The sequence below is a fragment of the Peribacillus sp. B65 genome (assembly GCF_058513295.1).
The window spans coordinates 4,079,335-4,097,156 of record NZ_CP195840.1 but is presented as its reverse complement, the minus strand read 5'-3'; the positions used below and the strand labels follow the sequence as shown (position 1 = coordinate 4,097,156).

General features: G+C 42.8%; 13 protein-coding genes. 1 reads left to right on the top strand and 12 read right to left on the bottom strand.

Annotation, left to right across the window (positions count from 1 at the left end; genetic code table 11):
• Positions 1-44: 44 nt before the first annotated feature.
• Both citZ and ACSR9O_RS19935 read right to left on the bottom strand, forming a co-directional pair.
• Positions 45-1,160, bottom strand: a complete 1,116-nt coding sequence (gene citZ, locus ACSR9O_RS19940; RefSeq protein WP_095390768.1) for a citrate synthase — start codon at positions 1,158-1,160, stop codon at positions 45-47.
• 539 nt (positions 1,161-1,699) lie between these two features.
• Positions 1,700-2,161, bottom strand: a complete 462-nt coding sequence (locus ACSR9O_RS19935; RefSeq protein WP_101222907.1) for a DUF441 domain-containing protein — start codon at positions 2,159-2,161, stop codon at positions 1,700-1,702.
• 192 nt (positions 2,162-2,353) lie between these two features.
• Between ACSR9O_RS19935 and ytvI the strand changes: the two genes are divergently transcribed.
• A complete protein-coding gene (gene ytvI / locus ACSR9O_RS19930; RefSeq protein WP_101222908.1) occupies positions 2,354-3,478 on the top strand; it encodes a sporulation integral membrane protein YtvI in 1,125 nt (374 codons plus the stop codon).
• A gap of 87 nt (positions 3,479-3,565) precedes the next feature.
• Here ytvI and aceA read toward each other — a convergent pair whose 3' ends face one another.
• From aceA to dnaE, 10 genes are all read right to left on the bottom strand, one after another.
• On the bottom strand, positions 3,566-4,849 hold the full coding sequence (gene aceA, locus ACSR9O_RS19925) for an isocitrate lyase (protein WP_101222909.1): 1,284 nt from the start codon (positions 4,847-4,849) through the stop codon (positions 3,566-3,568).
• A 38-nt stretch (positions 4,850-4,887) separates the two neighbouring features.
• Positions 4,888-6,480, bottom strand: a complete 1,593-nt coding sequence (gene aceB / locus ACSR9O_RS19920) for a malate synthase A (protein ID WP_491724962.1) — start codon at positions 6,478-6,480, stop codon at positions 4,888-4,890.
• A 377-nt stretch (positions 6,481-6,857) separates the two neighbouring features.
• Complete coding sequence (locus tag ACSR9O_RS19915; RefSeq protein ID WP_034309123.1) at positions 6,858-7,250, bottom strand: FxsA family protein; 393 nt, start codon at positions 7,248-7,250, stop codon at positions 6,858-6,860.
• An 81-nt stretch (positions 7,251-7,331) separates the two neighbouring features.
• Positions 7,332-9,092, bottom strand: coding sequence for a pyruvate kinase (gene pyk / locus ACSR9O_RS19910; RefSeq protein WP_101222911.1), 1,761 nt, complete (start codon positions 9,090-9,092; stop codon positions 7,332-7,334).
• Positions 9,093-9,212: 120 nt separating this feature from the next.
• Positions 9,213-10,172 (bottom strand): 6-phosphofructokinase, encoded by a 960-nt coding sequence (pfkA, locus tag ACSR9O_RS19905; protein WP_137018174.1) that lies wholly within the window; start codon positions 10,170-10,172, stop codon positions 9,213-9,215.
• 278 nt (positions 10,173-10,450) lie between these two features.
• Entirely contained in the window at positions 10,451-11,449 is a 999-nt protein-coding gene (accA, locus tag ACSR9O_RS19900) for an acetyl-CoA carboxylase carboxyl transferase subunit alpha (RefSeq protein ID WP_101222913.1), read from the bottom strand.
• Positions 11,446-12,309, bottom strand: a complete 864-nt coding sequence (gene accD / locus ACSR9O_RS19895) for an acetyl-CoA carboxylase, carboxyltransferase subunit beta (RefSeq protein ID WP_101222914.1) — start codon at positions 12,307-12,309, stop codon at positions 11,446-11,448. The genes accA and accD overlap by 4 nt, the downstream gene beginning before the upstream one ends.
• A gap of 90 nt (positions 12,310-12,399) precedes the next feature.
• Positions 12,400-13,029, bottom strand: a complete 630-nt coding sequence (locus ACSR9O_RS19890; protein WP_101222915.1) for a FadR/GntR family transcriptional regulator — start codon at positions 13,027-13,029, stop codon at positions 12,400-12,402.
• A gap of 5 nt (positions 13,030-13,034) precedes the next feature.
• Positions 13,035-14,276, bottom strand: coding sequence for an NADP-dependent malic enzyme (gene ystJ / locus ACSR9O_RS19885; RefSeq protein WP_101222916.1), 1,242 nt, complete (start codon positions 14,274-14,276; stop codon positions 13,035-13,037).
• 112 nt (positions 14,277-14,388) lie between these two features.
• Positions 14,389-17,748 (bottom strand): DNA polymerase III subunit alpha, encoded by a 3,360-nt coding sequence (gene dnaE, locus ACSR9O_RS19880; RefSeq protein ID WP_363320590.1) that lies wholly within the window; start codon positions 17,746-17,748, stop codon positions 14,389-14,391.
• Positions 17,749-17,822 lie beyond the last annotated feature (74 nt).

Sequence of the window (17,822 nt, the reverse complement as noted above, 5' to 3'; positions counted from 1 at the left end):
ACAAATTCGATGAAATAAAAAATGATTTTTCGAAAAAATTTAAATTAGCGGTTTTCAATCGGTACGTATTTTTGCATACCTGGTCCAACATACTCTGCACGCGGACGGATAAGGCGGTTGTTTGAATATTGCTCAAGGATATGAGCGATCCAGCCTGAAGCACGGCTTACAGCAAAGATTGGTGTAAATAGGTCATGCTCGATACCTAAACTATGGTATACAGAAGCAGAATAGAAATCCACGTTCGGCGGAAGGTTCTTTTGACCGGTTACGATTTCATGAATTTTGATGGACATATCATAATATTGCGGTTGTCCAGTAAGTTCAGTCAGTTTTTGTGACATTTCTTTAAGGTGTTTAGCACGAGGATCACCTTTACGGTATACACGGTGGCCAAAGCCCATGATTTTTTCTTTATTGGCTAATTTTTCGTTGATATATGGCTCAACGTTATCAACTGAACCAATTTCTGTAAGCATTTTCATGACTTGTTCGTTAGCTCCGCCGTGAAGAGGGCCTTTTAAAGCGCCGATCGCAGCAGTTACACCAGAATAGATATCAGCTAATGTAGCCACACAAACGCGTGCAGTGAATGTAGAAGCGTTTAATTCATGGTCAGCATGAAGAACCAATGCTTTGTTGAATGCTTCTTCTTCGATTGCCGTTGGTTCGTTACCGCTTAACATATATAAGAAGTTAGCAGCAAAGCTTAAATCTGTACGTGGAGCAACAGCTTCTTTCCCTTGACGGACGCGAGCGAAAGTTGTTACCAATGTAGGGATTTTTGCTTGGATGCGGATTGCTTTACGATAGTTAGCGTCTTCACTCATTACATCTGCTTCTTCATCATAAAGACCAAGTAGAGATACTGCAGTGCGAAGAGCTCCCATTGGATGTACTTTATCAATTGGGTATGTTTTGAAGTGATTAACCACTTCAGCTGGAATTTCAGCATTTTCAGCAAGTTGTTTAGTTAATTCTTCTAGTTGGCTTTTGTTCGGAAGAGCTCCGTGCCATAAAAGATAGATTACTTCCTCGAATGTTGCGTTTGAAGCTAAATCATCGATGTCATATCCTACATACGTTAATGTGTCATCGATAATGGAGCTTACTGATGAAGTTGTTGCTACCACACCTTCAAGACCTTTTGTTGCTGTCATACTAAATCTCTCCTTTTCCTAGATATTCCCCTATGCCCTTGCTATTAGCGTATAAATGTAGCGCTTCCAAGAAATTAGCTTTTGTAAACAACCATCTATTTTTTAGCAGAAGACATACACCTTGTATTGGAAGCGTTCACAGAATATGACCCCAACAATATAAAATGTACGATAATCTTTAATACGAAATTCTAAAAATAATGCTTGTAGCTATTCCTAGTGAGCGCTTGCTCAATAACTACATCTTTTTTTTAAGATTCCTCAAAAATATCAATGATATTCCGAATCCCAATTTTAATAAATCAGAGCAGTTACATGATTATTATAAACAATAAACACTTTTTTGGGAATGAAAAGCACTTAAAATGTGAAAAAATTATTATTTTATTAGAAAAATTAGCTACATATTCTCTTGCTTATTTTAATGCGATTCAATACGGTTTTTTTGAAAATTTGCCCCAAGACAGAATAAATGAAACATTAAATAGAAAATTTATATTCCCGGGACTGACGGACTTTTCTGCCATTAGCCATTCGCTTCATTTAAAGAAATTGAATATCTGCATGCATAAATAAGCAATTCCCGCCCCGATTAACGGACCGACAGCCACACCTTTGAATAATGCGACCGCAAGAATCGTCCCAAAAACAAGAGCCGTGGTAATGTGCGGATCATGTGATAGGAGCGTAATCCCATTTTTTGCTATGAGCGCAACGGCTATTCCAGATGCAAGCGCAATCCAGGCATAAGGAGATTTTATCGCGTCTCCTAGTTCCTTGAAACCTATCGCCCCGTTTGCTATTGGTATCAGTACGGAAATCGTAATGATCGTAACGCCCAGGTTGATTCCTTTCGCTTCCAGGTATGGAAACACTTTGGCATCAAGGCCAATCAGTTTCATGATTAAAAGAAAACCCGCAGCCATGATCAGTGAAGTATTTTTCCCAAACCAACCTATTGCAGCAAGCAGAATTAAAAATACGACAGGACCGTTGATCATTATCCCTTCACCTTCTTCCTTTCTTTTTTGTTATTTTAACATAACAAACTCCCTTGTTTCCTAGGAGAAAAATGATTTATGGAACGATGTATCGGCGAAAAAAGTTAAGCCGAAAGATGAAAGAATCTTTCCTTTCTTTTCCATCATCGTTACAATTATAATACAAACTTTATGATTGAAGGAGGATATGACTTGAATCCGGTATATATGTATCGTTTCATTCGCTCTTTACTGGTCGTTGGAGGGGTAATTTTAGGCGGGATTGCCGTGTTTTATTTATCTAAATATACATATCCATTCATCATTGCCATGATAATCGCTTTCTTGATGAATCCCCTGGTCACTTTTTTCGAAAGGAAAGGGAGGCTGCCCCGAGGATTGGCTGTATTCGTTTCCCTGTTACTCATTTTCCTTTTATTTGCAGGTCTTATCACTTTACTGGTTGCCGAGATCATTTCAGGAACCAATTACCTTGCCGGAGTCATCCCGAAACACATTGAAACCATAGTGGATTATATAGAAACATACATAGCGTCCACCATCATCCCTTTATATAATCAAATAGCTGCCATGTTCAATAATTTGGATATCGAACAGCAAGACACCGTCCTCAAGAACATCCAAAATATCGGTGAGTCCATCACTACCGGAGTAAGCGGCTTCATTCAAGCTTTCTTGAAGAACATCCCCACAATCATCGGATGGTTTCCAACTACAGCAACAGCACTCCTTTTTACCCTGCTGGGCACTTTCTTCATCAGCAAAGATTGGGATACCTTTGGCCGAATGACCGGAAAAGTGTTGCCTGATAAGATTTTTGCAGGTGCAAAGCGTTTATTCAAGGATTTAAAAAGGGCTTTGTTCGGGTTTATCCGGGCACAATTCACTCTTGTTTCATTGACGACTGTCACGATTTTAATCGGATTTCTCATTTTAGGGGTGAATTATTCAATTACCATTGCCTTGATATGCGGGCTGGTCGATATCATCCCCTATTTAGGGACAGGTACTATTTTCATTCCATGGATCATCTTTGAATTCATCGCCGGTAATACAAGTCTCGCAATCGGTTTGTCCGTCCTTTACATAATCGTCGTTGTCCAACGTCAGCTAATAGAACCAAAAGTACTTTCTTCCAGTATTGGTTTGGATCCGCTTGCCACTCTCATCGCCTTGTTCATAGGCTTCAAATTGATCGGTTTCCTAGGTTTGATTGCAGGACCTGTAGTGCTTGTCATATTCAATACACTTCAGCGTGCAAATGTCTTCAAGGCCATATGGACTTTCATCATCGGGGATACAAAGAAAACAACTTAAGTTGATCAAGAATATCCTTAGCATTCACCGATTTCCATTTAAAAATCCGCCTCGGGTACAAGGCGGATCTTTGGTTTTAAGCTAAAATTATTTTGACGTCTCGAATTGTTCTGTTTCAGTGGAACCTGCAAGTGCTGTTGTGGATGATGTTCCACCAGAAACGACTTGTGCCACTTCATCAAAGTAACCAGTTCCCACTTCACGCTGATGACGTGTTGCTGTATAGCCGTCTGGCTCACTAGCGAACTCCGCTTGTTGAAGTTCTGAGTATGCAGCCATGCCGCGGTCTTTATAACCAAGAGCAAGATTGAACATGCTATGGTTCAATGAATGGAAGCCTGCAAGTGTAACGAATTGGAATTTGTAACCCAATTTACCCAATTCCACTTGATAATTGGCAATCTCTTCATCACTTAATTTCGCTTTCCAGTTAAATGATGGTGAACAATTGTAAGCAAGCAGTTTGCCCGGGAACTCTGCATGGATCGCTTCGGCAAAGCGGCGAGCATCCGCTAGATTAGGTTCAGAAGTCTCACACCAGATAAGGTCGGCATATGGAGCATAAGCAAGACCTCTTGCAATTGCTTGGTCAAGACCTGCGTTCGTGCGGTAGAATCCTTCCGGAGTCCTTTCACCCGTGATGAATGGTGCATCGACCGGATCAATATCATCAGTGATCAAATCTGCAGCATCAGCATCCGTACGGGCAATCAGAATAGTCGGTGTACCCATTACATCGGCTGCCAATCGGGCGGAAACTAAATTGCGTACTGCCGTTTGGGTTGGAAGAAGGACTTTACCGCCTAGGTGACCACATTTTTTCTCGGAAGAAAGCTGGTCTTCAAAGTGAACGCCTGCCGCTCCAGCTTCGATCATGCCTTTCATTAATTCGAAGACGTTAAGGGAACCGCCAAAGCCTGCTTCAGCATCTGCCACGATTGGTGCAAACCAATCGATATCATCTTTTCCTTCAGCAAAGCTGATTTGGTCTGCACGCTGAAGTGTCTGATTAATGCGTTTAACCACTTGCGGTACGGAGTTGGCTGGATATAAACTTTGATCAGGGTACATTTGCCCTGCGATGTTAGCATCTGCCGCCACTTGCCAACCGCTTAAGTAGATTGCTTTTAAACCAGCTTTCACCTGCTGCATGGCTTGGTTACCAGTCAATGCTCCTAATGCATTGATGAAATCCTCTGTATTTAATAGATTCCACAGTTTTTCAGAACCACGGCGTGCCAATGTTTGTTCAATATCGATGGAACCCCTTAGTTTAATAACTTCTTCTGCCGTATAAGGACGCTTGATTCCAGTCCACCGTGAGTCATTTTCCCAGCTTTGTTGTAATTTTTGCGCTCTCTCATTCATCATCATTATTTCCTCCTAATTTATATTATATTTTTTGAATATTAAGATATTTTTTCGTATGCCGCGTTGGTTAAGAAATCTGCAAAGTCATCCGCTTCAATCAATTGTTCAAATAGTTTAGTAGACTCTTCAAACTTTCCTGATATGAAAGTTTCTTCCCCTACTTCCGATTTAATGACCGCCAATTCTTCTTCTTTGATTTGATGGAATAATTCCTCGGTTATTTTCCTGCCATCTTCGAGAATGCCTTTTGGATGACGGATCCATTGCCAGACTTGAGCCCTTGAAATTTCAGCGGTTGCAGCATCTTCCATTAAGTTATTGATGGGTGCCGCACCTCTGCCGCTTAGCCAAGAGGCGATATATTGGATGCCTACGTTAATATTCGTCCTTAATCCTGCCTCTGTAATCGTTCCTTCCGGTACAGCAAGCAGCTCTTGTGCTGTTACATGGACATCTTCCCGTTTTCGGAAAATTTGATTCGGTTTTGGGACGAGCAGGTCAAAAACCTCTTTTGCCGTGCTTACCATACCTGGGTGGGCAACCCATGTTCCATCATGACCGTCTCTTGCTTCGCGTTCTTTATCTGCCCTTACTTTCGCAAAGGCCTCATCGTTCTTAACCGGATCATTTTTAACAGGAATTTGCGCGGCCATCCCGCCAATTGCAGGAGCATTACGAGTGTGACATGTTTTGATTGCCAGTAAGGAATACGCCCTCATATTCGGGACGGTCATCGTGACCTGCTGCCTGTCTGGGAAGATAACATCATCCGAGTGACGGAATTTTTTCAGGAAACTAAAGATATAGTCCCAGCGGCCACAGTTCAGGCCTGCCGAATGTTCTTTCAGCTCGTACAGAATTTCGTCCATTTCGAATGCAGCAAGAATCGTTTCTATCAAGACCGTTGCCTTGATGGTTCCTTGCGGAATTCTCAAATCGTTCTGTGCATATACGAATATTTCATTCCATAATCTTGCTTCGAGATGGCTTTCCAATTTTGGTAAGTAAAAGTATGGACCGCTTTGTTTTTCAATCAATGCTTTTGCATTGTGGTAAAAGTACAGTCCAAAGTCAAAAATGCTGGCTGATATAGGCTGTCCATCCAAAAGGACATGTTTTTCCTCTAAATGCCAGCCGCGCGGCCTTACTTTTAAGACAGCTGTTCTTTCATTTAATTCATACACTTTACCATTTGGATTTTTAAATGAGATGGTTCCGCGGATTGCATCGCGCAGATTCAATTGACCATCAATGCAATTCTCCCAAGTGGGTGAATTGGCATCTTCAAAGTCCGCCATGAATACATTGGCACCTGAGTTCATGGCATTAATGATCATTTTACGATCGACAGGTCCAGTGATTTCAACCCTGCGGTCCTGCAAATCATTCGGGAGGGCCGCAATTGTCCAATCACTTTCACGAATATGCTTCGTTTCTTCAAGGAAATCAGGAAGCTTGCCTTGATTCAGTTCTTCCTGAACGCTTTTCCGCCGTTCCAGAAGTTCTGCCCTTCTTCCACTGAAATGCCGTTCAATTCTTCCAATGAATTGAAGAGCATCCGTTGTAAGTATTTGTTCATATCCTGGCTTAATGCTGCCTGTAATTTGTAAGCCTTTTGCTTCCGTAATCATGTTGCCTCTCCACATCCTTTCCAACTCTTCTATGTTATAATACAGTTGTTTTATTTCCTGTTTGTATTATATAACACGTTGTATAAATTTGTCACCAGTTTTTTCTAAAAAATCTAAAAAAAGATTTTTTAGCATGGAAAAGCCTGTTTTACCAATGTTTCCAAGGAGTTAATAATTTTTAAATCCTGTTATTATACACATTTCATTCTCATGGAAATCATCATTTTATGGTGAAACAGAGAAAATCCATTTACATTGAAACTCCCATTTTAATGAAAGCAAAAAAGCACCCTATAAAAAACTTGGATGCTTTTGTTTGACCTTTTTTCCAGACCAAAAAGGCTGCCTAAAAGCTTGAGCCTTTAGACAGCCTTATATTATTTATGCCGAATGATGGTAACTTTCCCTTTATTCATTCTGTTCATGATAAATCGGATAACAATCGGTTTGAGGAGATTCCGGGTTGGCGGAAACACAAGGATCAATCCCATGATATCCGAGATGAGCCCAGGGGACAGCAACAGTGCAGCTCCGATAAAGATACAGATTCCATCAATGATTTCATTTCCTGGCATCATTCCGTAACGAATCTGTTCCTGTGCCTTTTTCCATGTTTCCATCCCTTGCCGTTTAGCCAAATAGGCTCCGATCAAGCCTGTGGCTACAATCAGGAACAGCGTTGGCCAAAAACCAATCAGATTGCCTGACAGCAAAAGGACAATAATTTCAACGACCGGCATCGCAATGATAAACATTAAAAAATATTTCATCTACATTCCTCCTGCACAGCCCATTTCTGGTGCGGTACATCCATCTTACCTCATTGGCACGGAATCAGCCAAAATTTCGTTTTACAGTACGTTGGCATGTCCATCATAAATGACTCCGCGACCTGCATCGACTGTTATTCTTTGACCATCCTTGAAAACCTTGGTCGCGTCCTCCGCCCCAACGATGACCGGTATGCCCAATGTGACTCCTACAACAGCTGCATGGCTTGTCAAACCGCCTTCTTCCGTAATCAATGCCGCACACTTTTCAATCGCCGGCATCATTTCGCGGTCCGAACCGATCGTAACCAATACAGAGCCTTCCGTCACTTTTTCCAAAGCTTCCTTGGCATTCTTAGCGATAACCACTTCACCTTTAGCTGATTTCCTGCCGATTCCTTGAGCCTTCAAAAGAACCTCTCCTAACACATGAATTTTCATCAAGTTAGTCGTACCTGTTTCACCTACAGGCACACCGGCTGTAATGACGACTAAATCCCCATGGGAAACTAAGCCAGAATGCAAGCTTTCATCTATTGCGGTTTGAAGCATTTCATCGGTAGTCGTTGCTTTTGGACCAATCTGCGGATAGACTCCCCAAACCAATGCAAGCCCTCTTGTAACATGATCATTGGATGTAACCGCAATGATCGGTGCTTTAGGGCGGTATTTGGAAATCATCCTTGCCGTATGGCCGCTTTCCGTAGGGGTGATGATTGCCCCTGCATTAAGATTAAGCGCTGTATGGGCAACGGATTGGCCAATAGCATCAGTGACATTATGACGGTTCACTTTGCTTCTGACTGATAATATATCCCGATAATCAAGGGCAGTTTCAGCACGTGAAGCAATGTTATGCATCGTTTGCACCGCTTCGACAGGATAGGTTCCAGCAGCTGTTTCGCCAGAAAGCATGATTGCATCCGTTCCATCAAATATGGCATTGGCCACGTCACTTGCTTCTGCACGGGTCGGCCTTGGGTTACGCTGCATCGAATCGAGCATTTGTGTAGCCGTTATGACTGGTTTCCCAGCATTATTACATTTTTTGATCATTTGTTTTTGGACTAACGGCACTTCTTCTGCAGGAATTTCCACTCCCAAGTCTCCACGTGCTACCATCAAGCCATCTGAAACTTCCAAAATTTCATCAAGACGGTCTACGCCCTCTTGATTTTCGATTTTTGGGATGATTTGAATATGTTCCGCTCCATTTTGCTGTAATAATTCACTAACTTCAAGCACGTCGGAAGCTCTGCGTACAAATGAGGCAGCAATGAAGTCGATACCCTGTTCGATTCCAAAAAGGATATCCTGTTCATCTTTCTCCGTTATGCCAGGCAGGTTTACCGAAACCCCAGGAACATTCACGCCTTTTTTGTTCTTGAGTGTACCGCTATTCAAGATCTTCGTATGGATTTCTTTTCTTACCTGATCTATCTTCAACACTTCAAGCCCGATCAATCCATCATCCAAAAGGATTTTAGATCCTGGGTGGACATCATGCAGAAGCCCTTCATAGGTAATGGAGAATTTTTCAGGTGTTCCCAGGACTTCATTCATGGAAATAATGACTTCATTGCCGGCTACAAGCTCTATAGAATCATTTTCCATATTATTTGTTCGTATTTCAGGTCCTTTTGTATCCAACAGGATGGCAACCTGTTTACCCGCTTTTTCGCTAGCTTCCCTTATATTGCGAATTCTAGCGGCATGTTCTTCATGATTTCCATGAGAAAAGTTAAGACGTGCCACATTCATCCCTGCTTCTATTAATTGAACCAGCTTTTCTATACTTTCACTCGCGGGTCCAATCGTACAAACAATCTTGGTTTTACGCATGTGTCATCCTCCTTTAAGGAAAACTCGCCGCCTGTCCACCTTTTGAAGACAGGGGCGCAGTGTTTTATGTCCTCTATTTAAATACCCAATTCTTTAAAAAGCAATTCCTATCAATTATGATTAAATCGATAGCTCTGCAGATAAATCATACATCTTCTTGTCAATTGTATGCGGTTTAGCAAGGGCTTCGATGATATCATAATCAACAAGTTGATTTTGTTCTATCCCTACAGCCCTGCCTCCTTTTCCTTCAAGAAGCAATTCAACCGCTCTTGCTCCAAGGCGGCTTGCCAATACCCGGTCATTAGCCGAAGGAGATCCCCCGCGCTGAACATGGCCCAGGACAGTTACACGGGTTTCAATTCCTGCTTTCGCCTCAATACTCCTGGAGATATCAACGGCACTTCCAACACCTTCAGCTACTATGATGATACTGTGCTTTTTCCCTCGGTCATGTCCGCGGTTCAGCTTTCCAATCAAATCATCTATTTCATATTCATATTCAGGACAAAGAATCGTTTCAGCTCCGCCAGCCAATCCAGCCCAAAGCGCAATATCGCCGGCATCTCTTCCCATCACTTCAACTACATAAGTCCTTTCATGAGAAGTAGCCGTATCCCGAATTTTATCGATAGCATCGATGACTGTATTCAGGGCCGTATCGAAACCAATCGTAAAGTCCGTACCTGGTATGTCATTATCAATTGTTCCAGGAACTCCGATACAAGGAAAGCCCCTTTCCGTTAAAGCTTTCGCTCCGCGGTAAGAACCATCTCCACCAATTATGACAATGCCCTCGATACCAAGTTTATTCAATTGTTCAATCGCTTTCAGCTGGCCTTCCTCTGTCTTAAATTCCGGACAGCGAGCCGTATGTAACATCGTGCCGCCTCGATGGATGATATCCCCGACCGACCCAAGTTCTAGCTTCTTTATATTTCCATTTATTAGACCCTGATAACCATGATAAATCCCGAAGACCTCTATTTCATGAAAAATTGCTTTCCGGACAACTGCTCGGACTGCCGCATTCATTCCTGGAGAATCTCCTCCACTTGTCAATACACCTATTCTTTTCATAAATGTCACCTCTCTACAGCACTAATCAATTTCAAGCTCCATTATATCATTGTACCCTTTTTCATGCCTCAATAAGCAGTACTTGTTTCACTTATGCTCACTTGATGTTATAAGCCTAACCGATTCTCTTCAGAAATTGAAGTAAAATGGCGTAAAAGTTTACATTCTACACACAAACCATATTCTTTACTCGTTTCGGTAATGAATACATATGTGCCATGAAAGGATGAAAAAACGTGTTGCCCCAGGCAGCACGTTTTTCCATTTACAAAATGTGTTTATGAATGCTGTTCCACTTCCTTAGGTTCGCCCTCAGGTTGTTTTGCAAATTCATATTCACCGATTTTCTTGAATTTCATATAACGCCGGTTGATAAGATCATCACTATTCAATGGCAGAAGTTCCTTGAATGAACGTTTCAGGATATCCTTGATGGCTTCAGCCTGTAAATTCGAATCCCGATGGGCGCCGCCCCTCACTTCAGGAATGATTTCATCGATGACTCCTAAGCGATTTAAGTCGGGAGCCGTGATTTTCATCGATTCCGCAGCCCTCTTAGCCTGGGAGGCATCCTTCCACAGCAAGGCTGCAGCCCCTTCTGGGGAAATTACCGAATATGTTGAGTTCTCAAGCATGAAAATTCGGTCTCCGACACCAAGTGCCAATGCACCTCCGCTTCCACCTTCACCGATGACTATACTGATTACCGGTACCTTCAGCCCTGCCATTTCGAATAGGTTTTTCGCAATGGCTTCACTTTGCCCGCGCTCTTCAGCAGCTTTACCAGGGAAAGCTCCCTTCGTATCAATGAAACAAATGATCGGCCGGTTGAATTTTTCAGCCTGTTTCATCAGACGCAATGCTTTTCGGTAGCCTTCAGGATGGGGCATACCAAAGTTACGACGGATGTTTTCCTTCGTATCCTTACCTCGTTGATGGCCGATGACCGTCACGGCAAGTCCATCAAATTCCGCGATTCCAGCGACAATCGCTTCATCATCCCCATAATAACGATCACCATGAAACTCGATGAAGTCATTGAATAATAGCGGAATGTAATCAAGCGTAGTCGGCCGTGCTGGATGCCGGGCAATCTGAACACGATCCCACGGTTTAAGATGGTTATAAATATCCACTTCCAGCTTCTCTAAACGCTTTTCCAATGTTTCGATTTCAGCTGTAAGATCTACATCAGCATCCTTCGAAATTGACTTTAGCTCTTTAATCTTATTTCTCAGGTCCGTAATGGGACGCTCGAACTCCAATTCGTAAATCATAACCATTCACCGCCCGGGGCATGAATTTTAAGGATCGTCGTCAAGGTTTCCTTCATTTCCGTACGTTTGACGACCGCATCCAATTGGCCGTGCTTCATCAAGAATTCAGCCGTTTGGAAATCTTCAGGAAGCTCTTCATGGATCGTCTGTTCAATGATCCTTCTTCCCGCAAAACCAATAAGGGCTCCAGGCTCGGCTAGATTAATATCGCCAAGTGACGCGAAACTTGCCGAAACCCCGCCTGTGGTAGGATGGGTCATCATTGATATGATCAGTCCACCTTCATTGCTGAATATCTTGAGTGCTGCACTTGTCTTTGCCATTTGCATCAAGCTTAAAACACCCTCCTGCATCCGAGCGCCGCCTGATGCGGTAAAAATGATGAACGGAATCTTCAACTCACCTGCACGTTCAATGGCACGGGTAATTTTTTCCCCAACAACGGATCCCATGCTCCCCATCCGGAAATTCGAATCCATTATGGCTGTTGAAACTTGGTACCCATTGATGCTTCCAACTCCTGTTACAACCGCCTCATTAATCTTGGCTTTCTTTCTATCTTTTTCCAACTTTTCCAGATAATCCGGAAATTCAAGCGGGTTAACTGAAATCATTTCTTTATCAAATTCATTAAAACTGCCGGCGTCGAATAAAAATTCGATGCGCTCATGGGAAGACATCGAATGGTGGTGCCCGCAATGTAAACAAACTTTCTTGTTTTTCACCAATTCTTTTGTATACATGATTTTTTTACAGCCGGTGCACTTTGTCATGATTCCTTCTGGTACATCTTGTTTCTCCCGATCTAAAGGAACCGTTGCATATTTCTTCTTAGACTTCGCAAATAGCTCTTTAAGCAAGCTTAATCCTCCCTTTACCACCAATTATCTATTTTATGATACTTGGTACAAACTATATCAGAAATAAAATTAGTATCGTGTAAAAAGGTGTCACTCGTCCTTCGACATATTTCTAATTCTAATAAGATACGTTTCGATGGCTTTTTCTTCATCACGTTCGAGCAAATATGTAAGAAGTGACAGATAATCTTCTTTTTTCACATTACCCTGTACCATCTCTGATGTTCTAGCATAGCTGTTGACAATGCGCCAAATTCTTTCCAGCAATCGATTGCGATTCAAAATGGCAATCCTTAAGAAGAAATCATCATCATGAAACTCATCCGCCTTGACCCAGACCATTAATCTTTTGATGTCCTCAGCCGTAGCGAAAAAGGCGACGATCCGCAAACAGTCAATTTCAATCAGCCTTTTCGTCTCAGACAAATCTTCTTGTACTTTTTTATCTTGCAAAAAAAAGGTTCCCAGAAGCTCGACTAGCTTATGCTCCTGGAAATCCCTGATAAACGTCCCTTCACCACGCCTTGTTTCTATTAATCCTAATAGCTCTAAGGCACGCAATGCTTCACGGACAGAGGAACGGCCTACATTAAAACGATCCGATAACTCCCGTTCTGATGGGATTTTATCTCCCGGCAGGAGGCTGTCCGCTTCAATCATGCTACGTAGGCTCTCAACTACATCGAGATAAATTTTGGATGAAGATGTACGACCTGCCAAATTAATTATTCCTCACTTTTTCCAATGATCGCTAATTTCCTTGTTTTTTCTTTAATTTCCTCGGGATCCACATTAATTCTAGCCACTCCCGTTTCCATCGCTGCCTTGGCAACAGCAGCCGCAACGGCAGGTGCTACCCTCTCATCAAATGGAGCAGGGATAACGTAGTCTTCGTTTAACTCATGTTCCTGTATTAAACCGGCAATGGCTTGTACTGCTGCGACCTTCATTTTTTCATTGATATGTGTTGCACGTACATCCAAGGCACCACGGAAAATCCCTGGGAAAGCTAGGACGTTATTGACCTGATTCGGGAAATCCGAACGGCCTGTTCCTACAACCTTGGCACCCGCTGCTTTCGCATCTTCCGGCATGATTTCCGGATCTGGATTAGCCATCGCGAAAATGATCGCATCCCGATTCATCGAAGAAACCATTTCTTTTGTCAATGCACCTGCGGCAGAAACACCGATAAATACATCAGCGTTTTGAATGACAGTTTCCAAAGGTCCTGAAACCTTATTTCGATTGGTGACTTTCGCCACTTGTTCTTTTGTATCATTCATACCTGTCGAACGGCCCTCATAAATGGCACCCTTCGTATCACACATGATGATGTCACGAACTCCATAGCTATAAAGCAATTTAATGATGGCAATGCCCGCAGCGCCTGCTCCATTCGCCACCACTTTAATTTCCGACATTGATTTATTCACAAGTCGTAACGCGTTCACAAGACCGGCAACAGTAACAATGGCTGTACCGTGCTGATCATCATGAAAAACAGGAATATTCATTTCTTTCTTGAGTCGTTCTTCAATTTCAAAACAATTTGGTGCGGCTATGTCCTCTAAGTTCACTCCACCGAAAGTCGGTTCGAGTAATTTAACGGTCTCTACAATTTTGTCCACATCCGTCGTTTTTAAACAGATTGGGAAAGCGTCCACTCCAGCGAAACTTTTAAATAAAACGGCTTTTCCTTCCATAACCGGCATAGCAGCTTCCGGACCGATGTTTCCAAGTCCCAACACAGCCGTTCCATCAGAAATAACGGCAACAGTATTCCCCTTCATTGTATAGTCATAGACGGTTTCCGGCTTATCGTAAATATCTTTACACGGTTCTGCGACACCAGGAGAATAAGCCAGGCTTAAATCTACTGCATTCCTTACCGGTACTTTCGAAACTGTTTCTAATTTCCCTTGATTCAAGCGGTGCATATGTAATGCTTCTTCTCTTAATGTCATAGTTTCACTCCTAAAACAAATTGGATAACCCATATCTTATATGCTGAAATCTAGTGGTCAGACCACAGCGGCCTGTTTTCAATATAACATAACTATTAAAGTTGTAAAACAGTTATTCTTTCTTGTAAACCACATTCCCTTTTCCAACCAAGTCAAATAATGCCTGCATCAGACTATCTGAAGGATTGACCCAATCCCAATAAGATAGCTGTACATAGCGGTTTTCCCTCTCGTAAAAAAGCATGACCTTGGTTTCACCGCTATGCTGCATTAAAATTTTTTTTATTTTTTGCAGTGTATCCTTCGTTTGCTTGCCGGCCTCAATTTTCAGGAATATCGTTCCGTTTTGTTCCTCTTTCATCTGCTTCACTTTTTCAAGCGGGTAAACGTTCCTGATCAGGAGCTGTGTTTTTCCATCCCGCTCTTCCAATGTTCCTTGCAGCATAACGAGTTGTCCATGATTTAATTCAGCAGAGTGGTTTTTATAAACATTTGGAAAAACGACCGCTTCAATATCCCCCTCTTCATCACTAACGCTCAAGAAAGCCATCACATCGCCCTTTTTTGTCCTTATTGTTTTAACCGACGTAATATATGCGCCAAGTAAGACTTTTGATTCCTTTTTATCGGTAGCTTCATCTATGGTCAAGCAGCCGAAGTGCTGAAAAAGTTCTCTGTAGCTTGTCACCGGATGATTCGATAGATAAAGGCCCAATGCGCTTTTTTCCAATGAGAGTTTGTGCTCGATAGGGATGGGATCGACCCGGTTGTATTTCGGTTTGAGTGAAAACTCACCATCCGAAAACATATCGAATAGGTCATCATCCGGATTAACCAATTCCGTATGATTGATCGCTACGTCCAAGCTCGCCAACAATGTTGCCCGGTCTTCACCGAATTCATCAAATGCACCTGAATGCACAAGCGCCTCCAACACTTTCCTATTTACGATTTTCCCTGAAACGCGCAAACAGAAATCGAATAAATCAGCGAACTTCTTCTGCCTCCTCGCAGCAAATATTTCTTTCAGGACCGTACCGCCTATCCCTTTTATGGCTCCAAGGCTATAACGGATCCCTTCCTTTTCGGGTAAAAACGGGTATCCGCTCCGGTTAATCGAGGGAGTCAGAACCGATATCCCTTTCTTTTTTGCTTCACGGATATATTGCGAAATCTTTTCATCATTCCCGACGACCGATGTCAAGAGTGCTGCCATGAAATATTCCGTATGGTGAGTTTTCAAGTAACCAAGCTGATAAGCGATGAAACTATACGCCACCGCATGGCTTCGGTTGAATCCGTAGTTAGCGAAGCGGACAATCAAGGAATAAATCTCATCTGCCGTTTTTTCGGAATATCCTTGTTTCAATGAGCCGCTCACGAAATGCTGCCGCTCTTGATCCAGAACATCCTTCTTCTTCTTGGAAACGGCACGGCGGAGCAGGTCAGCCTCCCCTAGTGAAAACCCGGCTAAGCGGGAGGCAATTTGCATGATTTGTTCTTGATATACGATAACCCCGTAAGTAGGCTCGAGGATATCCTTCAAATCCTCGTGAAGGTAATCAATCTGAGCCAGTCCATGTTTTCTCTCGATGAACAGCGGTATATTTTCCATCGGACCTGGACGATATAGGGCATTGACCGCGACGATATCCTCGAATCGGTTCGGTTTCAGCTTTATCAAAACCTTTCGGATGCCATCCGATTCGAATTGAAACACCCCGGTTGTTTCTCCTCTCCCTAAAAGGGCTAGCGTCTCGGGGTCATCCATAGGGATATGGGACAAGTCGAGCTTTTTCCCCGTTCCCTTTTTAATGTTATTTAGAATATTATCGATGAGCGTTAAATTGCGAAGTCCAAGAAAATCCATTTTAAGAAGTCCCAGTTCTTCGAGAAGGTCCATTGGATATTGAGTCAGATGGATTCCGTCATGCCCTCCCTGAATCGGAATATGCTCGGTCAGTGCCTGGTCGCTGATGACGACGCCGGCAGCATGAGTCGAAGCATGGCGAGGCAGACCTTCAAGCAATAACGCGGTTTGAAAAAGTTTTTGATTCAGGTCACTCTCATTAACGAATTCCCTGAGCCTTTTCGATTCCTTGAAAGCCTCGGGAAGCGTGATGCCCAGACGGCCTGGAATCATTTTCGATACCGCTTCCTGTTCCTTTGAATTCAAGCCGAAAACACGTCCTGTGTCCCTTAACGCAGCCTTGGCAGCCAAAGTTCCGAATGTAATGATTTGTGCTACATGAAGTTCCCCGTACTTCTTCGCGACATAGGCAATCACTTCTTCGCGGCGGTTATCCGGAAAGTCAATGTCGATATCCGGCATCGAGACACGCTCCGGATTCAGGAAACGCTCGAACAGCAAGGAATGTTCGATAGGATCGACATCCGTTATCGACAGGACATAAGCTACCATCGACCCGGCGGCAGAGCCCCTTCCAGGACCAGTAAGGATTTGATGGTCCTTAGCGAATTTCATGAAATCCCAGACGATTAAAAAGTAATCGCTGAATTTCATCTTTGTGATGACATCCAGCTCATATCGTAGGCGCTCTTCATATTGGATGGATGGCTCCGGCAATCTTTTCTTCAGCCCTTGGAAACAGATGGCTTCGAGCATTTCCTCGGCTGTTACTCCATCTTCAGTAGGGTACTTAGGCAGCAGTGAACGATTAAATGGGATTTCCAGATTGCATTGCGCGGCAATATGTAGTGTATTTTCGAGTGCATCCGGTCTGTCATGGAATAGTTCTGCCATCTGAGCCCGGCTTTTCAAATAAAATTGATCTGATTCAAGTACCGTATGCGTCTCATCCGCCAGCTTGTCGCCATTTCCAATTGCCAACAGGACTTCTTGTGCGAGTGCATCGCTTTCATTCAAATAATAGACCGGATTCGTCGCGACAATCTTTATCTCTAAATCTCTCGCCAACTGACTTATGGCTTCGTTACCTTTTTCCTCATCCGCAATCGAAAGTCTCTGTATGGATATATAAAAATTATCATGACCAAAAATTTGCAGAAATCGCCCTGCTGCCTGTTTGGCTTCTTCAGGATTTTCTTCTCTCAATAGCGTTTCTATTTGCCCCTCCGCACCCGGTGTGATTGCAATCAAACCCCTGGAATAGGCTTTTAGCCAATTCATCGGAATGCCTGACGGGGATTTCGTTTTTATGGCACTGCTTATTTTAAGCAGGTTTTGATATCCTTGTAGACTTTTTGCCAATAAAAGAAGTCCATGTGGCGATTCCCGTTCATCAAGGACATCCGCAATTATGCCGATGATCGGCTTTATACCTTGTCTCTTGCATTCTTTATAAAAATAGACCGAACCGTACATAACATTTCGATCGGTTAAGGCAAGACTTGTACAGCCATCCGCTTTCGCTTTGGCCACAAGTTCAGTGATCTTCACCGTACTTGTCAGCAGGCTGTATCCGCTCTGAATATGGAGATGAGTATACACGTTTTTTCTCCCACCTTTGTAAGGCATGTTTCTTTTCATTATAGTGTTTATTTCAAAAAAAGAAAATATGTTCT

Excerpts from the sequence above, each read along its gene's own strand:
- ACSR9O_RS19915 (WP_034309123.1), bottom strand. The coding sequence starts at position 7,250 with ATGAAATATTTTTTAATGTTTATCATTGCGATGCCGGTCGTTGAAATT.
- ACSR9O_RS19935 (WP_101222907.1), bottom strand. The coding sequence starts at position 2,161 with ATGATCAACGGTCCTGTCGTATTTTTAATTCTGCTTGCTGCAATAGGT.
- aceB (WP_491724962.1), bottom strand. The coding sequence starts at position 6,480 with ATGATTACGGAAGCAAAAGGCTTACAAATTACAGGCAGCATTAAGCCA.
- citZ (WP_095390768.1), bottom strand. The coding sequence starts at position 1,160 with ATGACAGCAACAAAAGGTCTTGAAGGTGTGGTAGCAACAACTTCATCA.
- pyk (WP_101222911.1), bottom strand. The coding sequence starts at position 9,092 with ATGCGTAAAACCAAGATTGTTTGTACGATTGGACCCGCGAGTGAAAGT.
- ystJ (WP_101222916.1), bottom strand. The coding sequence starts at position 14,276 with ATGACATTAAGAGAAGAAGCATTACATATGCACCGCTTGAATCAAGGG.
- aceA (WP_101222909.1), bottom strand. The coding sequence starts at position 4,849 with ATGATGAATGAGAGAGCGCAAAAATTACAACAAAGCTGGGAAAATGAC.
- pfkA (WP_137018174.1), bottom strand. The coding sequence starts at position 10,172 with ATGAAAAGAATAGGTGTATTGACAAGTGGAGGAGATTCTCCAGGAATG.
- accA (WP_101222913.1), bottom strand. The coding sequence starts at position 11,449 with ATGATTTACGAATTGGAGTTCGAGCGTCCCATTACGGACCTGAGAAAT.